This is a genomic window from Acinetobacter endophylla (assembly GCF_053543775.1).
The window spans coordinates 15482-33573 of sequence record NZ_JBLVOM010000258.1 but is presented as its reverse complement, the minus strand read 5'-3'; the positions used below and the strand labels follow the sequence as shown (position 1 = coordinate 33573).

Annotated in this window: 17 protein-coding genes, 1 tRNA gene and 2 pseudogenes; 11 read left to right on the top strand and 9 right to left on the bottom strand. The window is 42.6% G+C overall.

Translation table 11 applies throughout. The annotated features are described in order from the left end of the window. The first annotated feature begins 11 nt into the window (after positions 1-11). The 3 genes from ACNPNW_RS14315 (at position 12) to ACNPNW_RS14305 (ending at position 2779) form a co-directional block, all read left to right on the top strand. Positions 12-1001, top strand: coding sequence for a LysR family transcriptional regulator (locus ACNPNW_RS14315; RefSeq protein WP_005097703.1), 990 nt, complete (start codon positions 12-14; stop codon positions 999-1001). Between the two features lie 127 nt (positions 1002-1128). Continuing rightward, positions 1129-2451, top strand: a complete 1323-nt coding sequence (paeA, locus tag ACNPNW_RS14310) for a polyamine export protein PaeA (RefSeq protein ID WP_005097704.1) — start codon at positions 1129-1131, stop codon at positions 2449-2451. Between the two features lie 46 nt (positions 2452-2497). After that, complete coding sequence (locus tag ACNPNW_RS14305) at positions 2498-2779, top strand: hypothetical protein (RefSeq protein ID WP_005097706.1); 282 nt, start codon at positions 2498-2500, stop codon at positions 2777-2779. A gap of 52 nt (positions 2780-2831) precedes the next feature. Here the strand turns inward: ACNPNW_RS14305 and ACNPNW_RS14300 are convergent, their stop codons facing one another. Then, entirely contained in the window at positions 2832-3338 is a 507-nt protein-coding gene (locus tag ACNPNW_RS14300; RefSeq protein ID WP_005097708.1) for a hypothetical protein, read from the bottom strand. Positions 3339-3512: 174 nt separating this feature from the next. Here ACNPNW_RS14300 and ACNPNW_RS14295 point away from each other — a divergent pair. From ACNPNW_RS14295 to ACNPNW_RS14285, 3 genes and pseudogenes are all read left to right on the top strand, one after another. Then, positions 3513-4240: pseudogene (locus tag ACNPNW_RS14295) on the top strand (hypothetical protein). Between the two features lie 170 nt (positions 4241-4410). Further along, a tRNA-Leu gene (locus ACNPNW_RS14290) sits at positions 4411-4496 on the top strand. Positions 4497-4587: 91 nt separating this feature from the next. Beyond that, entirely contained in the window at positions 4588-5274 is a 687-nt protein-coding gene (locus ACNPNW_RS14285; RefSeq protein WP_129716743.1) for a hypothetical protein, read from the top strand. Positions 5275-5304: 30 nt separating this feature from the next. On the opposite strand, the gene ACNPNW_RS14280 is transcribed toward ACNPNW_RS14285, so the two are convergent. The 5 genes from ACNPNW_RS14280 to rlmE all read right to left on the bottom strand — a co-directional run bounded on the left by ACNPNW_RS14280 (position 5305) and on the right by rlmE (position 10051). Beyond that, on the bottom strand, positions 5305-5619 hold the full coding sequence (locus ACNPNW_RS14280) for a DUF5713 family protein (RefSeq protein WP_071850728.1): 315 nt from the start codon (positions 5617-5619) through the stop codon (positions 5305-5307). Between the two features lie 108 nt (positions 5620-5727). Further along, positions 5728-6579, bottom strand: a complete 852-nt coding sequence (folP, locus tag ACNPNW_RS14275; protein ID WP_071850729.1) for a dihydropteroate synthase — start codon at positions 6577-6579, stop codon at positions 5728-5730. 78 nt (positions 6580-6657) lie between these two features. Next, entirely contained in the window at positions 6658-7272 is a 615-nt protein-coding gene (locus ACNPNW_RS14270) for a GNAT family N-acetyltransferase (RefSeq protein WP_448767085.1), read from the bottom strand. Between the two features lie 106 nt (positions 7273-7378). Further along, positions 7379-9268: an ATP-dependent zinc metalloprotease FtsH gene (gene ftsH / locus ACNPNW_RS14265; RefSeq protein ID WP_004280565.1), complete on the bottom strand. Its 1890-nt coding sequence runs from the start codon at positions 9266-9268 to the stop codon at positions 7379-7381. A gap of 132 nt (positions 9269-9400) precedes the next feature. Continuing rightward, on the bottom strand, positions 9401-10051 hold the full coding sequence (gene rlmE / locus ACNPNW_RS14260; protein ID WP_004645756.1) for a 23S rRNA (uridine(2552)-2'-O)-methyltransferase RlmE: 651 nt from the start codon (positions 10049-10051) through the stop codon (positions 9401-9403). A gap of 195 nt (positions 10052-10246) precedes the next feature. Between rlmE and yhbY the strand changes: the two genes are divergently transcribed. Continuing rightward, entirely contained in the window at positions 10247-10570 is a 324-nt protein-coding gene (gene yhbY, locus ACNPNW_RS14255) for a ribosome assembly RNA-binding protein YhbY (protein ID WP_004280569.1), read from the top strand. Between the two features lie 11 nt (positions 10571-10581). Further along, positions 10582-11121 carry a DOMON-like domain-containing protein gene (locus ACNPNW_RS14250; protein ID WP_129716256.1) on the top strand — a complete coding sequence of 180 codons (540 nt, stop codon included), beginning with the start codon at positions 10582-10584 and terminating at the stop codon, positions 11119-11121. Positions 11122-11269: 148 nt separating this feature from the next. Here ACNPNW_RS14250 and ACNPNW_RS14245 read toward each other — a convergent pair. Further along, a pseudogene (locus tag ACNPNW_RS14245) lies at positions 11270-11490 on the bottom strand (hypothetical protein). Between the two features lie 104 nt (positions 11491-11594). Beyond that, positions 11595-12083: a hypothetical protein gene (locus ACNPNW_RS14240; RefSeq protein WP_129716258.1), complete on the bottom strand. Its 489-nt coding sequence runs from the start codon at positions 12081-12083 to the stop codon at positions 11595-11597. A gap of 308 nt (positions 12084-12391) precedes the next feature. On the opposite strand from ACNPNW_RS14240, the gene carA reads away from it, so the two are divergent. The 3 genes from carA to greA all read left to right on the top strand — a co-directional run bounded on the left by carA (position 12392) and on the right by greA (position 17343). Then, a complete protein-coding gene (gene carA, locus ACNPNW_RS14235; protein WP_004280574.1) occupies positions 12392-13531 on the top strand; it encodes a glutamine-hydrolyzing carbamoyl-phosphate synthase small subunit in 1140 nt (379 codons plus the stop codon). A gap of 13 nt (positions 13532-13544) precedes the next feature. Continuing rightward, a complete protein-coding gene (gene carB / locus ACNPNW_RS14230) occupies positions 13545-16775 on the top strand; it encodes a carbamoyl-phosphate synthase large subunit (RefSeq protein WP_138742916.1) in 3231 nt (1076 codons plus the stop codon). A gap of 91 nt (positions 16776-16866) precedes the next feature. Further along, positions 16867-17343, top strand: coding sequence for a transcription elongation factor GreA (gene greA, locus ACNPNW_RS14225; RefSeq protein WP_004645764.1), 477 nt, complete (start codon positions 16867-16869; stop codon positions 17341-17343). Positions 17344-17415: 72 nt separating this feature from the next. Here the strand turns inward: greA and ACNPNW_RS14220 are convergent, their stop codons facing one another. Beyond that, positions 17416-18009: a TetR/AcrR family transcriptional regulator gene (locus ACNPNW_RS14220; RefSeq protein WP_423090213.1), complete on the bottom strand. Its 594-nt coding sequence runs from the start codon at positions 18007-18009 to the stop codon at positions 17416-17418. Between the last annotated feature and the right edge of the window lie 83 nt (positions 18010-18092).

Genomic DNA, 18092 nt, shown 5'->3' with positions numbered 1-18092 from the left:
GTATTTCTTTTATGAATCTGGAGCGGGTCGATCTCAATCTATTAATTTATCTTGATGTACTTCTTCGCGAAAAAAATGTCACACGTGCAGCAGAACAATTGGGTGTTACCCAACCTGCCATGAGCAACATTTTACGTCGCTTACGCAATTTATTTAATGATCCCCTCCTGATCCGTTCTTCTGAAGGCATGACCCCAACCGAACGTGCCTTAGAATTACAACCACGTATTCGGGATGCACTGGCTGACTTGTCGATGATTCTGGAACCACGTACCGAGTTCCGTCCTTATACCTCAAATCGTGTGTTCCGGATCATGACTTCGGATTATGCGGAAGCAACGCTGGTTCCGCGTCTGGTCAAAGCCTTACGTTCAGAAGCACCGAATGTAGTATTAGACTTCCTAACCCCAAGTGACGTGTCATATCGCGACATGGAACAAGGCAAAGTTGATCTGGCGATTAACCGTTTTAATGAAATACCGCAAAGTTTTCATCAGGTTCTGGTCTGGCGTGACAGTTTTTCCTGTTTATTAAACAATAAACATCCGGCTGCAACCAACCTGAACTTAAAAAGCTATCTGGATGCACAGCATATCTGGGTCTCTAAAACCGGTATGGGTGTGGGCTTCGGGGTCAACCCGGAGAAACAGGCCGGTTTAGGCTGGATCGATCAGGCTTTGGAACGTATTGGCCAGAAACGTAAAATCTCGGTCTTTACCCGTCATTATCAAATGCCAGGTTTATTGGCCTCCAATGTCGATCTGGTGGCAACCCTGCCTTCACGGATCGCACGCCTGCAAGCCAAGAATCATAATTTAATTCTGAAAGATCCACCATTTTATATTCCCGAATTTGAACTCAAAATGGCATGGTGCCCTCTATTGCATCATCACCCTGCACATCGCTGGTTACGTCAGCTGATTTTGTATGTTGCGCGTCAAATGATTGAAGAAGAAAATCGTGAATTCCTGAGCAATAACTCTCAATTTTCACACTATTAAACTCAAATTCTTCTAAATTCTTATTTTTTAAGATTATACTTTGAAGGCTTGAGAGGTAGTTTTTACACCTCAAGCCTTTTTTTGTGTTAAAAATATCCCAAGATACTATTCATCCACAGGTGGATTTGTGAGCCTCTTACAAAATATCGTGATTATCTTAATACTCATCGCGGGGGCCGGTTTTTTATCTTTAACAGAAATCGCCCTCGCAGGTGCCCGTAAAGTCAAACTGAAAATTCTGGCTGAATCGGGTGAACATCGCGCTCAAAAAGTTTTAGATCTACAAGAAAATTCTGCTGACTTCTTTGCAGCCTCTCAAATCGGTTTAAATGCAGTCGCCATTCTTGGCGGTATTTTAGGTGAAGGAGCCTTCCGTCCTTATATTTTTAATTTTGTTTCCCGCTTTTACCAGGGTCCGTGGGCTGAAAACATTAGCTTTGCACTTTCCTTCACTGTCGTCACTTCTTTATTTATTTTATTTGCAGACTTGATGCCGAAACGTCTGGCCATGATTGCGCCAGAAAAGATCGCAGTCTCGGTCATTGAACCCATTCAGATTTTCATTAAAGTCTGTAAGCCTTTGGCCTGGCTCATTAATGTTATTGCCAACATGCTGTTCCGTCTGTTTAAAGTGAATACCATTCGTGATGATAATATTACCTTTGATGATATTTCCGCAGTGATGGATGCAGGTGCACAAGCTGGCGTACTGCAAAAACAGGAACATCATTTCATTGAAAATGTATTCGAGCTGGAAGAGCGTAATGTACCTTCGAGTATGACTACCCGTGAGAATGTGGTGTTCTTTACCTTAAATGAACCAGAAGAAAGTATTCGGCAAAAGCTGGCGGAATATCCCTATTCCAAGTTTCTGGTGTGTAGCAATGACATCGACAGTGTGATTGGCTATGTCGATGCCAAAGATATTCTGGTGCGGATTCTGAATAACCAGTCGCTGCTACAGTTAAATGAAAATACCATCCGTAATGTCCTGACCATTCCGGATACTTTAACTTTATCGGAAGTTCTGGACCGTTTTCGCTCGACCAAGGAAAAATTTGCCGTCGTCATTAATGAATATGCGCTGGTGGTTGGGGTGATTACCCTCTCCGACATTATGATTACTGTAATGGGCGACTGGGTGACACCAATTGAAGCCGATCAGCAAATTATTAAGCGTGACAATAATTCCTGGTTGATTGAAGGCAGCACGCCAATTGAAGACATGAAACATGCGCTTGAAATCGACTCAATGCCAGATGAGGAAAATTACGAAACACTGGCTGGTTTTATGATGTTCAAGCTGCGTAAAATTCCGCGTCCTGCCGATACCGTCATTCATGCCGGTTATAAATTTGAAGTCGTCGATGTCGATCATTTCAAGATTGACCAGTTGCTGGTGACTCGGATCATTGAAATCAATCCATTAATTCAGGAAGAATCAGAATAATCTGATTCTTCCTCTATTTTAAAATAAAAATCATAAGGATAGAGTGATGTCCATTTCTGCGCTGTTGGCTTGTTTTAGTTTTTATTCAGGACTGTATTTAATCTATTTCTTTTTTGCTCAACAACAAAATCCGCTGTTCTTGTTTTTAGCGATCATTTTATTGATTTTTGCTTGCATCATTACCCCTTATGGTTACCAGCGTCACCGTGGCCATTATGACCGAACCATGAGTTGGGGACAGTATTTGGCCATACCTTTGATTTTATGGGGACGACTATTTATCGTTCCTATCAGTTTTATTTTAAGTTTGTTTTATTCAAACCAGTAAATTCAATCATAAAAAAGCACCTAACGGTGCTTTTTTACATCTATTGAGGTGCTTAGATCTTTGTTAACAATGCATCTAAAACAGCTTGATAGTGAATCTGGATATCATCTTCTAGAATCTTGTAAGCATTGTCGAACTGCACCATAGGCCAGCCTTCTTTCCAGAATGGAAAAATATTATGCAGGTCATGGGTAACAATCGCATCTTCACGCAGAATCGCTTGTGCAATCTGGGACAGCACTTGTGCCGTTTCAGCGCCATCAATCGCCATATAGTCGATTCCGCGCGCTTTTAAAATACGGACGCGGTCTTTTTTATAACGGATTTTTTTGATTTGTGCCGTATTCAGGCCCAAAGCCAAAGATACCGCTTCGACAAATTTGTCTTCAAATGACTGATTCAATGCCACTAACGCTTCTTTATGCGCTTCCTGACGACCAGCTTTACCACCCTGACGAATCACTTCTTTCGCCTCAGTATTTAGCTCATCCTTTTTCATGCTTTGCAGGATGTCTAAAATTTCGATGTCGCTTAACGCCTCAGGAGATTGATCAGTCATAAACTGTCCTTAAAAAAATAAATCTTGAATCGGCTATTTTCGCATAATTCGTGGCTAAAAAACTAAAATCTTCGTGATTAAAGCAATGATAAGCGCTGAAAATGGATTTGTCCTGTGATTCTGCGTCAAATCGACTATAGTGCCTGTGTCTATTTCTGAATCAATCTCTGGATGATGCCCCCTACGCAAGTGACTTTGTTGCTGCAGCAACTTAAGCGCCAATATCCGACTGCATTTAAAGGAAATTACCTTTTTACAGTCAGATTAAAATCCGTGGAATCTGGGATAAAGCCAAGCTTTTAATTCCTTGGGCCTCGGCCGCCATGATTTTTGTTCCCATCAGTTTGATGTTAGGAGATCTCGTACAGCAATCTTTTGTGCAAATCAGTGAATTTCAGGCACAGAGTTATGCCATTTTGGCCATTCTACTGTTCCTGATGTTGAGTCTCACCTTGATTCTGTACCAGATTCAGCATTCTTCTTATTCGCTGTATCAGTTATTGCGTCATACCCCGATCAAGATGGCTATTGTGATTCTGATGCAAGCCTTAAATCTGGTCTTTATACAAAGCAGTTTGCTGATGTGGAGCTTATTCTTCTTTGGCGTGAGCTTTGGTTTTGTGCGCTTTTATCGAGAAAATTTATTCAAGGAAAATAGTAAAAATACTGAGCACTATCAGCTACAACAATTACGTAAAATCTGTTTTTGGGCTTATAAACAAACCTGCCTGATCCGACTAAAATTACGTTTTTATTCAAGCCATGATCCTCGGTATGCCGAACTAAAACAGCAATTAAATCACTATGCCGGGTTATATACGCGGCTGCTGAAATATGAGCATCAATATTGTAAAACGATCAAGCATCTAGATGTCGACAGCTATCTGGATGAAAATTCATAGTTCTCTCTATCCTTTTTCATTGGCCATCTTAAAGATCTGCAAATATTGAATTTTAAAAAACGTTGATTTGCTGATTTTTAGAATAGAAGCCACGGAATTGCTTGAAAAGAAAGCAATCATTTCGGAATTTGCTTGCCAAGCTTTATTTCGTCCTCTATTATTGCGCACATGCCCGAGTGGTGAAATCGGTAGACACAGGGGATTTAAAATCCCCCGCCCACAAAGCGTGCCAGTTCGAGTCTGGCCTCGGGCACCATTTTAATATTTATTAAAATGGTGCAATAAAAAATCCAGCATTAGGCTGGTTTTTTTGTGCCTGAATTTTATTCTTTTAGCGCGAAATCCCCATGTCAGAATTAAAACACTTTGATCTCGCTACATTACAATTACGTCATCCAGACGCTTTTTTCCTTAAACTGCGTTATAGCCGCTTTAAATTTAATGCCTTGCAAAATATCCAGTTTGTTATCGCGATTAATTTACTGTCCCTTCTGGTCTGTGTAGCCTGTAGTCTCAGCTCAGTATTTCTGGAATATTATTTTTTTAAAAATGCCACGATTGCGTTTAATGTCACCTTAATTGTGCTGCTGGCACTACTGTATCCCTATATCTGGCATGCACAATATCAGGCGCAATTCAGCTCCAAAGCTTATAGTCAGCGTTTGCAAAATTGTCTCTATCTGCAAATTCCAATTTTTCTATGTTTGCTGCTTAACCTTTATCTGGTTCATTCGGATGTGCTGGTCATCATTAGCATGATCATTTTAGCGCTATCCTCTTTTGGCGCTGTGATCTTGGAACCTCTATTTAAAAGTTCCTGTAGCGCAATTGATCAGATCAAATTGCAGAAACTCCGGCAACTGGCTTTTTGGGCTTATCAACAATCCAGATCAAAAACACCACAACAGGTTCAGGGCCACTCAAATCTGCAAGCTTATTACCAGAATCTCTATCAGCAATGTATGAATGAAGAGCAACTATTATTAGGCTCGATTCGCTTTAATAACTTTAAAGATTATTTCAACAGACATTAAAAAACCCTGCAGCTGCAGGGTTTTCTTAAATCACCATTCACGGTTGGTAATCAACTCTTCCATTTCAATCTCGAACAGGCCGTGCTCTTGCACCACCATCATCATGGCTTCAGCAATATAATCAGCGGCAGTATCATCCAGAGATGAATCCAGATCTTCAAACTGAGGTTTCATGACATTAATATCAGCCACAGTCAGATTGGCAAGCTGATAAATTTCTTGATCTGACAAACCTGATTTAGCGACTTTTTGGGCAAAACGTTCGATGTGCTGCTTGATTTCAGCAACCAGAATATCGGGATAATATTCATCATCGAACATGGGGAGAAGTAAATCTGCAAACATTACAGGCACTCTAAAGGATGACTATCTAATCTAAGCGTGCCTATATAGCATATTGTTGCTTAAAAGCCAAACAACATTGCCAAGATGCTAATTTTCAACCCTGAAGTTCTAAGCTGTTTGCATAGCCTGCCAGATTTTAATCGCATCGGCTGTAGCCTTAACATCATGTGCCCGTACCATACACGCACCTTGCTGAATACTCAATAAATGTGCTGTTGCCGAACCGACTGCACGCGCTTGCGGTTCAGCACCATCCAGAACTGCTCCGATAAAGCGTTTACGAGATAAAGCAGATAAAATCGGATAGCCCATTTCTGTAAATTTATAAAACTCTTGCAACAGCTTTAAATTTTGCTGGGCATTTTTAGCGAAACCAAAACCCGGATCGATCATGATATTTTCTGCTTTTACTCCCTCATCCAAAGCATCCTGAACGCGTTGGGATAACTCGCGAATCACATCAGCAGTGACATCTTCATATTGATCCAGATTATTCATGGTGGTTGGTTCACCACGCATATGCATGATGATCACTGGAATATTCAGCTCTGCTGCAGTCTGCAATGCATTCGGCTTTGTTAATGCACGAACATCATTCCAGATATGCGCTCCGGCCCGAATCGCTGCGCGTATGACTTCAGGTTGCGACGTATCAATCGAAAGAATGACCTTATGTTTAGCTAGTTCTTCCACCACAGGCACGACGCGGCGAATTTCTTCTTCCACTTCTACCACTGCGGCACCTGGACGGGTCGACTCACCGCCAATATCAATTACCGTGGCACCTTCAGCCATCATTTCCAGTGCGCGGGCAACCGCATCTTTTTTTTGATTATGCCGACCACCATCACTAAAAGAGTCCGGGGTGACATTGAGAATCCCCATTACATGCGGCTGGGATAAGTCCAATTTTAAATCACCAAATGTCCATACATGTGGTAACAAAGGCATCAGCTGCATGATTCAATACTCATTCACAATAACCCCAATATTGTCTTATGGATAATTAAATAAAGCAAAGCTGAATAAGGCCAGGACCTAGATTTCGAAGTAATTTTTTTTAGAATATTGCATTATCTTGGTTTGTAATAATGTTTTCACATCTGCCCATTCACTTTCTAAAATACTATAGATGTAGCTATCTCGAATAGTCTGTCCATCTTTACGCAGCATATGACACCTAATGATGCCATCTCGCTTGGCACCTATTCCTTCAATCGCTTTCTGGCTCGTGACATTAAGATGATCAGTCCGAAAGCCGACGACCTGAGCATTTAAATTTTCAAAAGCATGTCTTAACAAAAGATATTTACAGACGCGATTTACATAGGTTCTGTGATAGCGCTTGGCATACCACGTAAAACCAATTTCAAAACGTGGAATTTCCGTCTTAATATCATGATAACTGGTGGTCCCAATTGCTTGGCGGGAGTTTAAATCGATCACAGCAAAAGCCATCCTTTCACCTTGAGCTTGCTGTTCAAAAGCCTGAGTAAAATATTTTTTTAAGTTATGCAGATAAGGCACTGAGTTATATAAAATCTCGCCTAAATTTTCTGCAGCGCATGCGATGGCTAAATCAGAAAAATGTTCCCAGCTCAACGGTTCAAGACGAAGCTGGTAAACACTGGATTCCAGAACAGGCATATTCATTTTTGTTTTTCTTATTCATTTTTAATCGCTCAATATAACACTCAAAAAGATATGACAAAAATGACAAGCATAAAAAAACCACCCGAAGGTGGTTTTTTTATTGAGCTTAGTTCGCTGGCAATGGCGGAGGAGTCAACGGACCATCATCTGGGGTTACATCAATCACAGGATTATCTGCAACATAGACTTTCGGTGGCTGAGGCTCACGACCTTCCATGATGTCACGGATTTGATCACGATCAATGGTTTCCCATTCCATCAAGGCTTTCACCATCGCATGGGCAATATCTTTTTTGCTTTCCAAGATATCGCGTGCGATTTTATATTGTTCATCCAGAATGCGACGAATTTCACGATCAACTTCTAGTTGTGTGGTTTCCGAAATACTGCGACTACCAATACTGCCCATGAAAGATTGCTGCGCATCTTCTTCATAGACCATCACACCGAGTTTGTCCGACATACCGTATTTGGTCACCATCGCACGTGCCATTTTAGTTGCACGTTCGAAGTCATTTGAAGCACCAGTCGACATCTGGTTAATGAAGACTTCTTCAGCAATACGACCACCAAACAAAATCGAAAGTTCATTCAACATTTTGTCTTTATAATGGCTGGTCTGGTCAAATTCAGGCAACTGCCAGGTGACACCTAAAGCCCAGCCACGCGGCATGATCGTCACCTTATGCACAGGATCTGTGCCTGGCAAGCTTTCAGCAACAATCGCATGACCTGCTTCATGATAAGCCGTCGCGCGACGCTCTTCATCACGAAGTACCATTGATTTACGCTCAGGACCCATATACAGCTTGTCTTTTGCATCTTCAAAGTCATGCATATCGACGGTGTTCTTGTTACGGCGTGCAGCAAAGAGTGCAGCTTCATTCACCAGATTTGCCAATTGCGCACCCGAGAAGCCCGGTGTACCACGTGCAAGAACTTTAACATCCACACCTGTCACTGAAGGCAATTTTTTCAAATGTACATTCAGGATTTGTTCACGACCCTTGATGTCTGGCAAGCCAACCACAACTTGACGGTCAAAACGACCTGGACGAAGAAGTGCTTTATCCAATACATCTGCACGGTTGGTTGCAGCAATCACGATAATGCCTTCATTACCTTCAAAGCCATCCATTTCAACCAGCATCTGGTTCAGTGTCTGTTCACGTTCATCGTGACCACCACCAGTACCTGAACCACGATGACGACCGACTGCATCAATCTCATCAATAAAGATGATACATGGCGCATGACGTTTCGCCTGTTCGAACATGTCACGAACACGGGATGCACCGACACCGACAAACATCTCAACGAAGTCAGAACCTGAAATACTAAAGAATGGAACTTTCGCTTCACCGGCAATGGCTTTGGCAAGTAGGGTTTTACCCGTACCTGGAGGACCGACCATTAACACACCGCGTGGAATACTCGCACCCAGACGTTTAAATTTGGTTGGATCTTTCAGGAAATCTACGATTTCAACGACTTCTTGCTTGGCTTCGTCACAACCAGCAACATCAGTGAAAGTGACTTTAATCTGGTCTTCAGACAGCATTTTGGCTTTAGATTTACCAAAACTCATTGGGCCGTTTTTACCACCTGCACCGCCACCCATGTTGCGCATAAAGAACATGAATAACAAAATGATTAAAAGTACAGGGAAACTTGCAATAAGCAACTGCATGAGCAAGCCTTGACGTTGTGGTGCTTCACCTTCAACCACAACATTATTTTTAATCAGGCTTGGCATCAGTTCAGGATCCTGAACTGCCGGACGGATACTTTCAAACTCTGAACCGTTCGATTTTTCGCCACGGATTCTTTCGCCGTCAATCACAACTTGTTTAATTTGGCCAGCATTGACCGCGGCAACAAACTCTGAGTAGTTCATTGTAGTCGGTTGATTGCGGTCACTGACGTTGCTGAAGATTAACACCAGCACACCCAGTATCACGAGCCACAATACGGCATTCTTAAAAAGATCGCTCAAAGCTTTATTCCCATTCCAATCTAATTTGATCATGCCCTGTTCAGGGTGACCTTAATACTTAAGCTGTAAATCAACTTACAATTATCTAAAAACGTACAAAATGCACAATTTTTAACGACTTGGCAAGTAGACTTATTTTAAAGCCTTCTTACGTCCCTGCCCGATCAGGAAAACTTCCTTGGAGCGAGCACGTGATGCCAAAGGTTTAGATGTTTTCAGAACATCAAAACTATCAACCACTTGCTTACGGAATTCGTCAAAACCTGAACCTTGGAAAACTTTTACCACAAATTGACCTTTAGGGCCTAGCACCTTGTTGGCAAAATCCAGTGCAAGTTCACACAAGTAAATCTGACGCGGTTGATCTACAGCCTTATTACCTGATGTATTGGGGGCCATATCTGAAATTACAACGTCTACAGTACGACCATCTAAAATTTCTAACAATTGCTGGAAGACTTCTTCTTCGCGAAAGTCACCTTGCAAGAAAGTCACATCAGGTAATGCATCCATTGGTAAAATGTCAGATGCAATCAATAAACCTTTGTCGCCGACCAACTTACCGGCGATTTGTGACCAACTCCCGGGAGCTGCACCCAAGTCGACCACGGTCATGCCGGGTTTGATGATCTTGTACTTTTCTTGCATTTCTAAGAGCTTATATGCTGCACGCGCACGATAGCCGTCCTTTTGTGCCTTTTTCACATAAGGATCGTCTAAATGCTCTCTCATCCAATCACGACTACTTTTAGATAACTTTTGGTTGGTAATGCGTGTAGCCATAACTCTCTAAATAAAAAAACGTCTAATTATTAATTGTACGTGAAAAAGACATATTTTGCAGTATACATGTGTATCTAAATCGAGGAGTTTTGCTCGTTATGAAGAGATATTGGAAATGATTATTTCCTGAGAATTTAAAGCGTTTGTTTTTTGCTTTTGCTATACTAAGCCGTTTTAAAATTCAGGTTATCTCTCATGGCGTCTTTATCTATTCAGGAACGTAAGCGTTTACGTCAAATCGGACATGCTTTAAACCCGGTCGTTATGCTGGGTGACAAAGGCCTGACTGAAAATGTCATCGAAGAATTGGCGCGTGCTTTAAACGATCACGAACTAATTAAAGTGAAAATCGTAGCTGAAGATCGTGAAGCGCGTGCAGCACTGATTGCTGAAATTTCAGAAGCGACTGGTGCTGAAGTGGTTCAAACTATTGGTAAAATTGCACTGCTTTACAAGAAAGCTGCGAAACAAAACCAAAAATTGTCCAACCTTGTCCGTTTCGCTCATTTGTCTAACTAAGTACAGGACTTATGGCAAGTTACGAGCTTAGCGCATTTGATCGCCGTTTTCAGGCCATCTCTCTGGTTGCCGCCATCGAACAGCAAGGCCCATACAATTTAAATGTGGGCTTCTGGATCCGTGATCCCAATCAGTACATCTTGTGGCCCGATATGGTGACGGCACATCCCCGTCAGGATTTCCTGTGGGAACAGACCTGCTTTGAAATTTTTATTGGGGTTCAGGGCGAAGATTTTTATCGTGAGATTAATCTTTCCCCTTCTCAGGCCTGGCAGGCTTATCAATTCGAAGAATACCGTTATCCTGAAGAGATGCCACCGCAAGCTGCGGATGATATTGAGCTGAACCAGCTCAAACGTACGCATTATGGTCTCAATGTCAGTGTGGATCTGACTGATTTTATGGCAACACATAAACTGAAATGGGAAAACTTGTTCCTGGGTTTATCTGCTGTTTTAAAAACCTCACAAGGTGATCAATACTATGCCATGCAGCATAGTAGTCCTCAGGCAGATTTTCATAATAAACGTGACTGGTTGCATGTATTTTAAATAGATTGACGCTGTGCATCAGCTATTTAAAGTGTAACAGGCGAATAAAACGTGAGACTTAAAGTCTCACGTTTTTGTTTATCGCTCAACAATGATTGATCCTCTGTATAATTATTCTAGATTTTTTATCGTTTTCAACGTTCATATTTTAATGATGCAGATGATGCTGTTCCTGAATGGTTTTCACAGCAGCATAAAGAATAAAAGAAAAGTAATGATCATCAGAAGAATGGTCCCAAACACCAGTCCCAGTACTCCCAGACATAATACGATTACACCCAGATAAAGTATGCGCCCCAATCCGCTTTCCAGATTCAGTAGCATGATCAATATCAGTAAAATAAGTACACCTACAAAATGCTGTTGCATCGTGACCCCCTTTAATTGTTATTGTGAGTCCGTTTTGCTGCATAAAGACAAAGGAGAACATTTGATTGTTCTCCTTTTTTTAACTAGCGGCCTTTCAGCGCAGCCTAACTTTTCAGCTCAGGACTTTTGTCTGAGCTCTCTGTTTTCACCACGGGTTTGACTTTTTTTAGTACTTCAATGGTACTGTCCTTAGAACGTTTAAAAGTATCGGTCAGATGTTCCTTATGTTTGGTCGAAATCTGGCTGACATCTTCTTTCAGTTCTTTACCCAGATTGGATAAGTCTTCGACGACAGCGTTGAATTCTGTCTTGATAAAGCTTTTTAATTCGGTTAATTCTTTCTGTGAACCGAAAATCTGCTCCTTCAAAGTATCAATACGCTGTAACACCTCCTGCTTAAATTGACGCAATTGTTCCTGCACAGTGTCGCTTAACTGCTTGGCTTCAACTTCAAGCTTTTCCTTACTTTCCTCGATGGTTCCAATTGCCTGATCTTTAGCCTCGACTGCTACTTTTTCAAGCTTCTCGGCAGTTTCAGTCACCACGCTCGGAGTGATTTTTTTAGATGTAGTAGATTTAGGTGCTGTAGCCATTTGTCTTGTTCCTATTGTTATATCGACTAAGCTATATTAGTAGATTTGATAAAAATTAAGATTTGATTTGTCTGACAATTATTAATTGCTTACATTTTTTCACATTGCCTACAAAACAGACTTCCATGCAAAAAGCAAGCCATTTATCTCATACTTTCGCTGCAAAGCCGTTGGACTTTGGGGGGCATTCTGCGTATAATGCCGTGTTAAGTTCAAGCGAGCAGACATAGGAGGGTAGGTTTAAAAAATAGCCTTCCTTTTTTTTCGTCTTCTCGCTTTTTTACAGCCTAAATTTCAGGAGCTTTGGTTTGAGCACCCCAGCAATTTTAGCCCTTGCCGACGGAACTATCTTTAAAGGTACTTCGATTGGCGCATCGGGTAGTACGACTGGTGAAGTCGTTTTCAATACTGCCATGACTGGCTATCAAGAAATTTTGACTGACCCGAGTTATGCACAGCAACTTGTGACACTGACTTACCCACATATCGGTAACACAGGCTGCAATGAAGAAGACGCTGAATCAGGTCGTATTCATAAGGTTTGGGCGAACGGATTGATCATTCGCGACCTGCCTTTACTGCACAGTAACTTCCGTTCCACCCAATCATTAGCTGAATATTTGGTACAACACAATGTTGTGGCAATTGCGGATATCGACACGCGTAAACTGACACGTATCTTACGTGACAAAGGTGCGCAAAATGGCTGTATCCTTGCTGGCGAAAATATCACTGAAGCTGAAGCGCTTGAAAAAGCACGTGCATTCGGTGGTTTAAACGGTTTAGACCTGGCAAAAGAATGTTGCGACCCTGAAGGTTTTGAATGGACTGAAGGCTCTTGGACATTAGGCAAAGGTTTCTCTCAACCAGAAGCTAAATTCCATGTTGTTGCATACGATTACGGTGTCAAAACCAACATCTTACGTATGCTCGCAGACCGCGGTTGTAAACTGACTGTTGTGCCGGCGCAAACTCCTGCTGCTGATGTACTTGCACTGAATCCAGATGGCGTGTTCCTATCGAACGGCCCTGGCGATCCGGCTGCATGTGACTACGCAATTGAAGCTGTAAAAACAATTGTAGAAACCACTGAAATTCCAGTATTTGGTATCTGCCTGGGTCACCAGATCCTTGCGCTTGCAAGTGGTGCTAAAACCTTAAAAATGCCTCACGGCCACCACGGTGCGAACCATCCTGTACAAAATCTTGATAACGGTACAGTGATGATTACTTCTCAAAACCATGGCTTCGCAGTCGATGAAAGCAATCTGCCTGATGTGTTGCGTGTAACGCATCGCTCACTGTTTGATGGCACCAACCAAGGTATCCATCGTACAGACAAACCTGCGTTCAGCTTCCAGGGTCACCCTGAAGCAAGCCCGGGTCCACATGACTGCGCACCATTGTTCGATCATTTCATCGAACTTATCGAAGCATCTAAGAAGTAATTAAGGAAGCATCATGGCTAAACGTACTGACATTAAAAGCATCTTGATTATTGGTGCTGGTCCGATTGTCATCGGTCAAGCATGTGAGTTTGACTACTCAGGTGCTCAAGCATGTAAAGCCCTTCGTGAAGAAGGTTACCGCGTTATTTTGGTCAACTCGAACCCAGCGACCATCATGACCGACCCAACCATGGCGGATGCAACTTACATTGAGCCAATTACTTGGCAAACTGTTGCAGCGATCATTGAGAAAGAACGTCCAGATGCTGTTCTTCCAACCATGGGTGGTCAAACGGCATTGAACTGTGCCCTTGCCCTCGATGAGCACGGCATTTTAGAGAAATTCAATGTTGAATTGATCGGTGCAACCAAAGAAGCGATTGAAAAAGCTGAAGACCGTAAACTGTTCGACCAGGCAATGCGTAAAATTGGTCTTGAATGTCCAAAAGCTGACGTTGCTGAGTCAATGGAACATGCTTTAGAAATTCAAGCACGTTTCGGCTTCCCAGTAATTATCCGTCCATCATTCACCATGGGTGGTTCTGGTGGCGGTATCGCATACAACAAAGAAGAATTTATCGAAATTTGTGAACGCGGTTTCGATCTTTCTCCGACTAAACAATTATTGATTGATGAATCTTTAATTGGCTGGAAAGAATACGAGATGGAAGTTGTTCGTGACAAAAACGACAACTGTATCATCGTATGTACGATTGAAAACTTTGACCCAATGGGCGTACACACTGGTGACTCAATCACTGTTGCCCCTGCTCAAACGCTTACAGACAAAGAATTCCAGTTACTACGTAACGCTTCTTTAGCTGTACTACGTGAAATTGGTGTTGAAACTGGTGGTTCTAACGTACAGTTCGGTATTTGCCCAAATACTGGCCGCATGGTTGTAATCGAGATGAACCCACGTGTATCACGTTCATCTGCCCTTGCTTCTAAAGCAACTGGTTTCCCGATTGCGAAAATCGCTGCGAAACTGGCTGTGGGTTATACGCTTGATGAGTTGAAAAACGACATCACTGGCGGTACAACACCTGCATCGTTCGAACCTGCAATCGACTACGTTGTAACCAAGATTCCTCGTTTTAACTTCGAGAAATTCCCACAAGCTGATGCGACTTTAACCACACAGATGAAATCTGTCGGTGAAGTGATGGCGATTGGTCGTAACTTCCAGGAATCTGTACAAAAAGCCCTTCGTGGTCTTGAAGTGGGTGCTTCTGGTTTTGACGAAAAAATTGAAGTGGGTGCTGAAGGTGCGCGCGACAAGATCTTGCAAGAACTTAAAGTGCCAGGTCCAGAGCGTATTTGGTACGTGGGCGACGCATTCCGTCACGGCTTTACTTTAGACGAAGTATTCGCTGCAACGAACATCGACCGCTGGTTCTTGATTCAAATCGAAGACATCATCAAAACTGAAAACCAAATCAAAACTTTAGGTTTTGGCGACTTGAATGCGGATAACATCCGTTCGTTCAAACGTAAAGGTTTGTCAGATCTTCGCATTGCGGACTTGATGGGTATTTCACAAAAGCAATTCCGTAAACACCGTTGGAACCTGGGCGTAACGCCAGTTTACAAACGTGTCGATACATGTGCTGCAGAATTCGAATCTGATACAGCTTACATGTACTCAACTTACGATGAAGAATGTGAAGCAAATCCATCGAACAAAGACAAGATCATGGTGATCGGCGGTGGCCCTAACCGTATCGGTCAAGGTATCGAGTTCGATTACTGCTGTGTACACGCTGCCCTGGCTATGCGTGAAGACGGCTATGAAACGATCATGGTGAACTGTAACCCTGAAACAGTTTCAACGGATTACGACACATCAGATCGTTTGTACTTCGAACCAATCACTTTAGAAGACGTTTTAGAAATCGTACGTATCGAGAAGCCGAAAGGCATTATCGTTCAGTACGGTGGTCAAACACCTTTGAAATTGGCTCGTGCTCTAGAAGAAGCCGGTGCGCCAATTATCGGTACATCACCTGATGCGATTGACCGTGCAGAAGACCGTGAACGTTTCCAGCAAATGATTCAACGTCTGCAACTTCGTCAACCGAACAACAGCATTGTAAAATCTGCTGAAGAAGGTATGGCTGAAGCATCTAAAGTCGGCTACCCGCTTGTAGTACGTCCTTCTTACGTCCTTGGTGGTCGTGCGATGGAAATCGTGTACAACGATGAAGAACTTAAACGCTACTTACGTGATGCAGTTCAAGCATCAAACGAAGCGCCTGTTCTTCTTGACCGTTTCTTAGATGATGCGATCGAAGTTGACGTGGACTGCGTATCTGACGGTAAAGACGTTGTGATTGGCGGCATCATGCAGCACATTGAACAAGCGGGTATTCACTCAGGTGACTCGGCATGTTCGATTCCTCCTTACTCTCTATCTAAAGAGATTCAGGACGAAATGCGTCGTCAAACCGTGGCTATGGCAAAAGAGCTTGGCGTGATCGGTTTGATGAACGTTCAGTTTGCGGTTAAAGGCGAAGACGTTTACATCCTGGAAGTGAACCCACGTGCATCTCGTACTGTGCCATTCGTTTCTAAGTGTATCGGCGAATCTTTAGCGAAAGTTGCTGCACGTTGCATGGCTGGTCAATCTCTTGAGTCGCAAGGCTTCACAACTGAGATTATTCCTGAACACTTCTCTGTCAAAGAAGCCGTGTTCCCGTTCAACAAATTCCCTGGTGTTGACCCGATCCTTGGCCCTGAGATGAAATCGACTGGCGAAGTGATGGGCGTTGGTAAAACATTTGGTGAAGCGTTCTATAAAGCTGTTTTAGGTGCAAATGAGCGTTTACCAGGTCTTCCAACTGAAGGTGAAGTCAAACACGCATTTATCTCTGTACGTGACTCAGACAAACCACGTGCGGCGGGTATTGCAAAACAATTGATTGACCTAGGCTTCAAGATTCTTGCAACTGATGGTACATTTAAAGTGATTAGCGATGCTGGTCTTGAATGTGAACGTGTCAATAAAGTGACTGAAGGTCGTCCTAACATTGTGGACCGTATTAAAAACGGCGAAATCCACCTTGTGATTAACACGACTGAAGGCAAAAAGGCACAAGAAGACTCATTCTCGATCCGTCGTTCAGCACTTCAAGGTAAAGTGTATAACACAACTACATTGAATGGTGCGGATGCAGTATGCCAAGCTTTAGCAATTAAATTGCCAATGGATGTATATCGTTTGCAAGACCTAACTAAAGGTTAATTCGCTTCCAAGAAGTCCCGCTACCTTCTTGGTGGCGGGCTTTTTTTTATTTATAGATTTTATATCTTTCAACTGACTTTTGAGGGACAACATGCAACGTTATCCTATGACACCTGAAGGCAAAATTGCCTTAGAGAAAGAATTACACCAACTGAAAACAGTGGATCGCCCACGTATTACAGCTTCAATTGCAGAAGCGCGTGAACACGGCGACTTAAAAGAAAATGCGGAATACCATGCAGCACGTGAACAGCAAGGCTTCTGCGAAGGCCGTATTCAGGACATCGAAGGCAAACTGGGTGCAGCTCAGGTGATCGATGTCAAAGAACTTGAACAGAATGGTCGTGTAGTTTTTGGTGTGACTGTCACGATTGAAAATCTGGATACTGAAGAACAGAAAACCTATAAAATTGTAGGCGATGACGAAGCAGACTTTAAGATCAACAAGATCTCAGTGAACTCGCCGATTGCACGTGGTCTTTTGGGCAAAAACGAAGGCGATGATGTGAAAATCAATACACCAAACGGTGAAGTTGAATACGAAATTGTGAAAGTTGAATATCTTTAAAATTTAAAGCTATTTAATTTAAAGCCCCTCGATTGAGGGGTTTTTTACCTTTATCCGCTTCCTACAAACGGATTAACTCTGTGCTTCTTTTAAAAACCCCGATGCAAATAAATTAAATGCATATAAGGCCTCAGTGAGTACTTGCTCAGGATGTTCGCTAGAAGCCACCCAGAGTGCTGCATTCATTGCTGCACCATTTAAAAATATCGCAGCAGCTTCTGGATCAACTGTTTTAATTCGGTCTACTGCCAATAATTGTTCAACACATTCACGCGTGGACTGCAAACATCTGTTTTGACTTGGCCAATGTGCAGGATCGCCTAGCACAGCCGGCCCGTCACGCAGCACAATGCGCTGGAATTCCGGATTTAAGGCATTTTGAATATAGGTCCGCCCTTCTAGCATCAATCCTTCCCACAGATCAGCAGGCTGCTCCAGATGCTGCTGGGCAGATGAAGCCATTTCCGAATCGATCTGGTCGACCACTGCAGCAAACAAGCCTTTTTTATCACCAAAATGGTGATACAACGCTCCACGAGTCAGCCCTGCTTCTGCCGTGAGCTTATCCATTGAAGTGCCAGCATAACCATATTCCGCAAACGCACGGCGTGCCACTTCTATCAGTTTCTTGCGGGTTTCCGCCATCTTTTGTTCACGAACAGACATGAATTACTTTACCTCATCATCATAAAAATTTTAATTGACATACGGACCGTATGTCAATTATGTTTACATACGAAGCGTATGTG

What these genes read in the sequence shown, in the direction of transcription:
- ACNPNW_RS14315 (WP_005097703.1), top strand. Translation starts at nt 12, where the DNA reads ATGAATCTGGAGCGGGTCGATCTCAATCTATTAATTTATCTTGATGTA.
- ACNPNW_RS14305 (WP_005097706.1), top strand. Translation starts at nt 2,498, where the DNA reads ATGTCCATTTCTGCGCTGTTGGCTTGTTTTAGTTTTTATTCAGGACTG.
- ACNPNW_RS14300 (WP_005097708.1), bottom strand. Translation starts at nt 3,338, where the DNA reads ATGACTGATCAATCTCCTGAGGCGTTAAGCGACATCGAAATTTTAGAC.
- ACNPNW_RS14285 (WP_129716743.1), top strand. Translation starts at nt 4,588, where the DNA reads ATGTCAGAATTAAAACACTTTGATCTCGCTACATTACAATTACGTCAT.
- ACNPNW_RS14280 (WP_071850728.1), bottom strand. Translation starts at nt 5,619, where the DNA reads ATGTTTGCAGATTTACTTCTCCCCATGTTCGATGATGAATATTATCCC.
- folP (WP_071850729.1), bottom strand. Translation starts at nt 6,579, where the DNA reads ATGCAGCTGATGCCTTTGTTACCACATGTATGGACATTTGGTGATTTA.
- ACNPNW_RS14270 (WP_448767085.1), bottom strand. Translation starts at nt 7,272, where the DNA reads ATGAATATGCCTGTTCTGGAATCCAGTGTTTACCAGCTTCGTCTTGAA.
- rlmE (WP_004645756.1), bottom strand. Translation starts at nt 10,051, where the DNA reads ATGGCTACACGCATTACCAACCAAAAGTTATCTAAAAGTAGTCGTGAT.
- yhbY (WP_004280569.1), top strand. Translation starts at nt 10,247, where the DNA reads ATGGCGTCTTTATCTATTCAGGAACGTAAGCGTTTACGTCAAATCGGA.
- ACNPNW_RS14250 (WP_129716256.1), top strand. Translation starts at nt 10,582, where the DNA reads ATGGCAAGTTACGAGCTTAGCGCATTTGATCGCCGTTTTCAGGCCATC.
- ACNPNW_RS14240 (WP_129716258.1), bottom strand. Translation starts at nt 12,083, where the DNA reads ATGGCTACAGCACCTAAATCTACTACATCTAAAAAAATCACTCCGAGC.
- carB (WP_138742916.1), top strand. Translation starts at nt 13,545, where the DNA reads ATGGCTAAACGTACTGACATTAAAAGCATCTTGATTATTGGTGCTGGT.
- greA (WP_004645764.1), top strand. Translation starts at nt 16,867, where the DNA reads ATGCAACGTTATCCTATGACACCTGAAGGCAAAATTGCCTTAGAGAAA.
- ACNPNW_RS14220 (WP_423090213.1), bottom strand. Translation starts at nt 18,009, where the DNA reads ATGTCTGTTCGTGAACAAAAGATGGCGGAAACCCGCAAGAAACTGATA.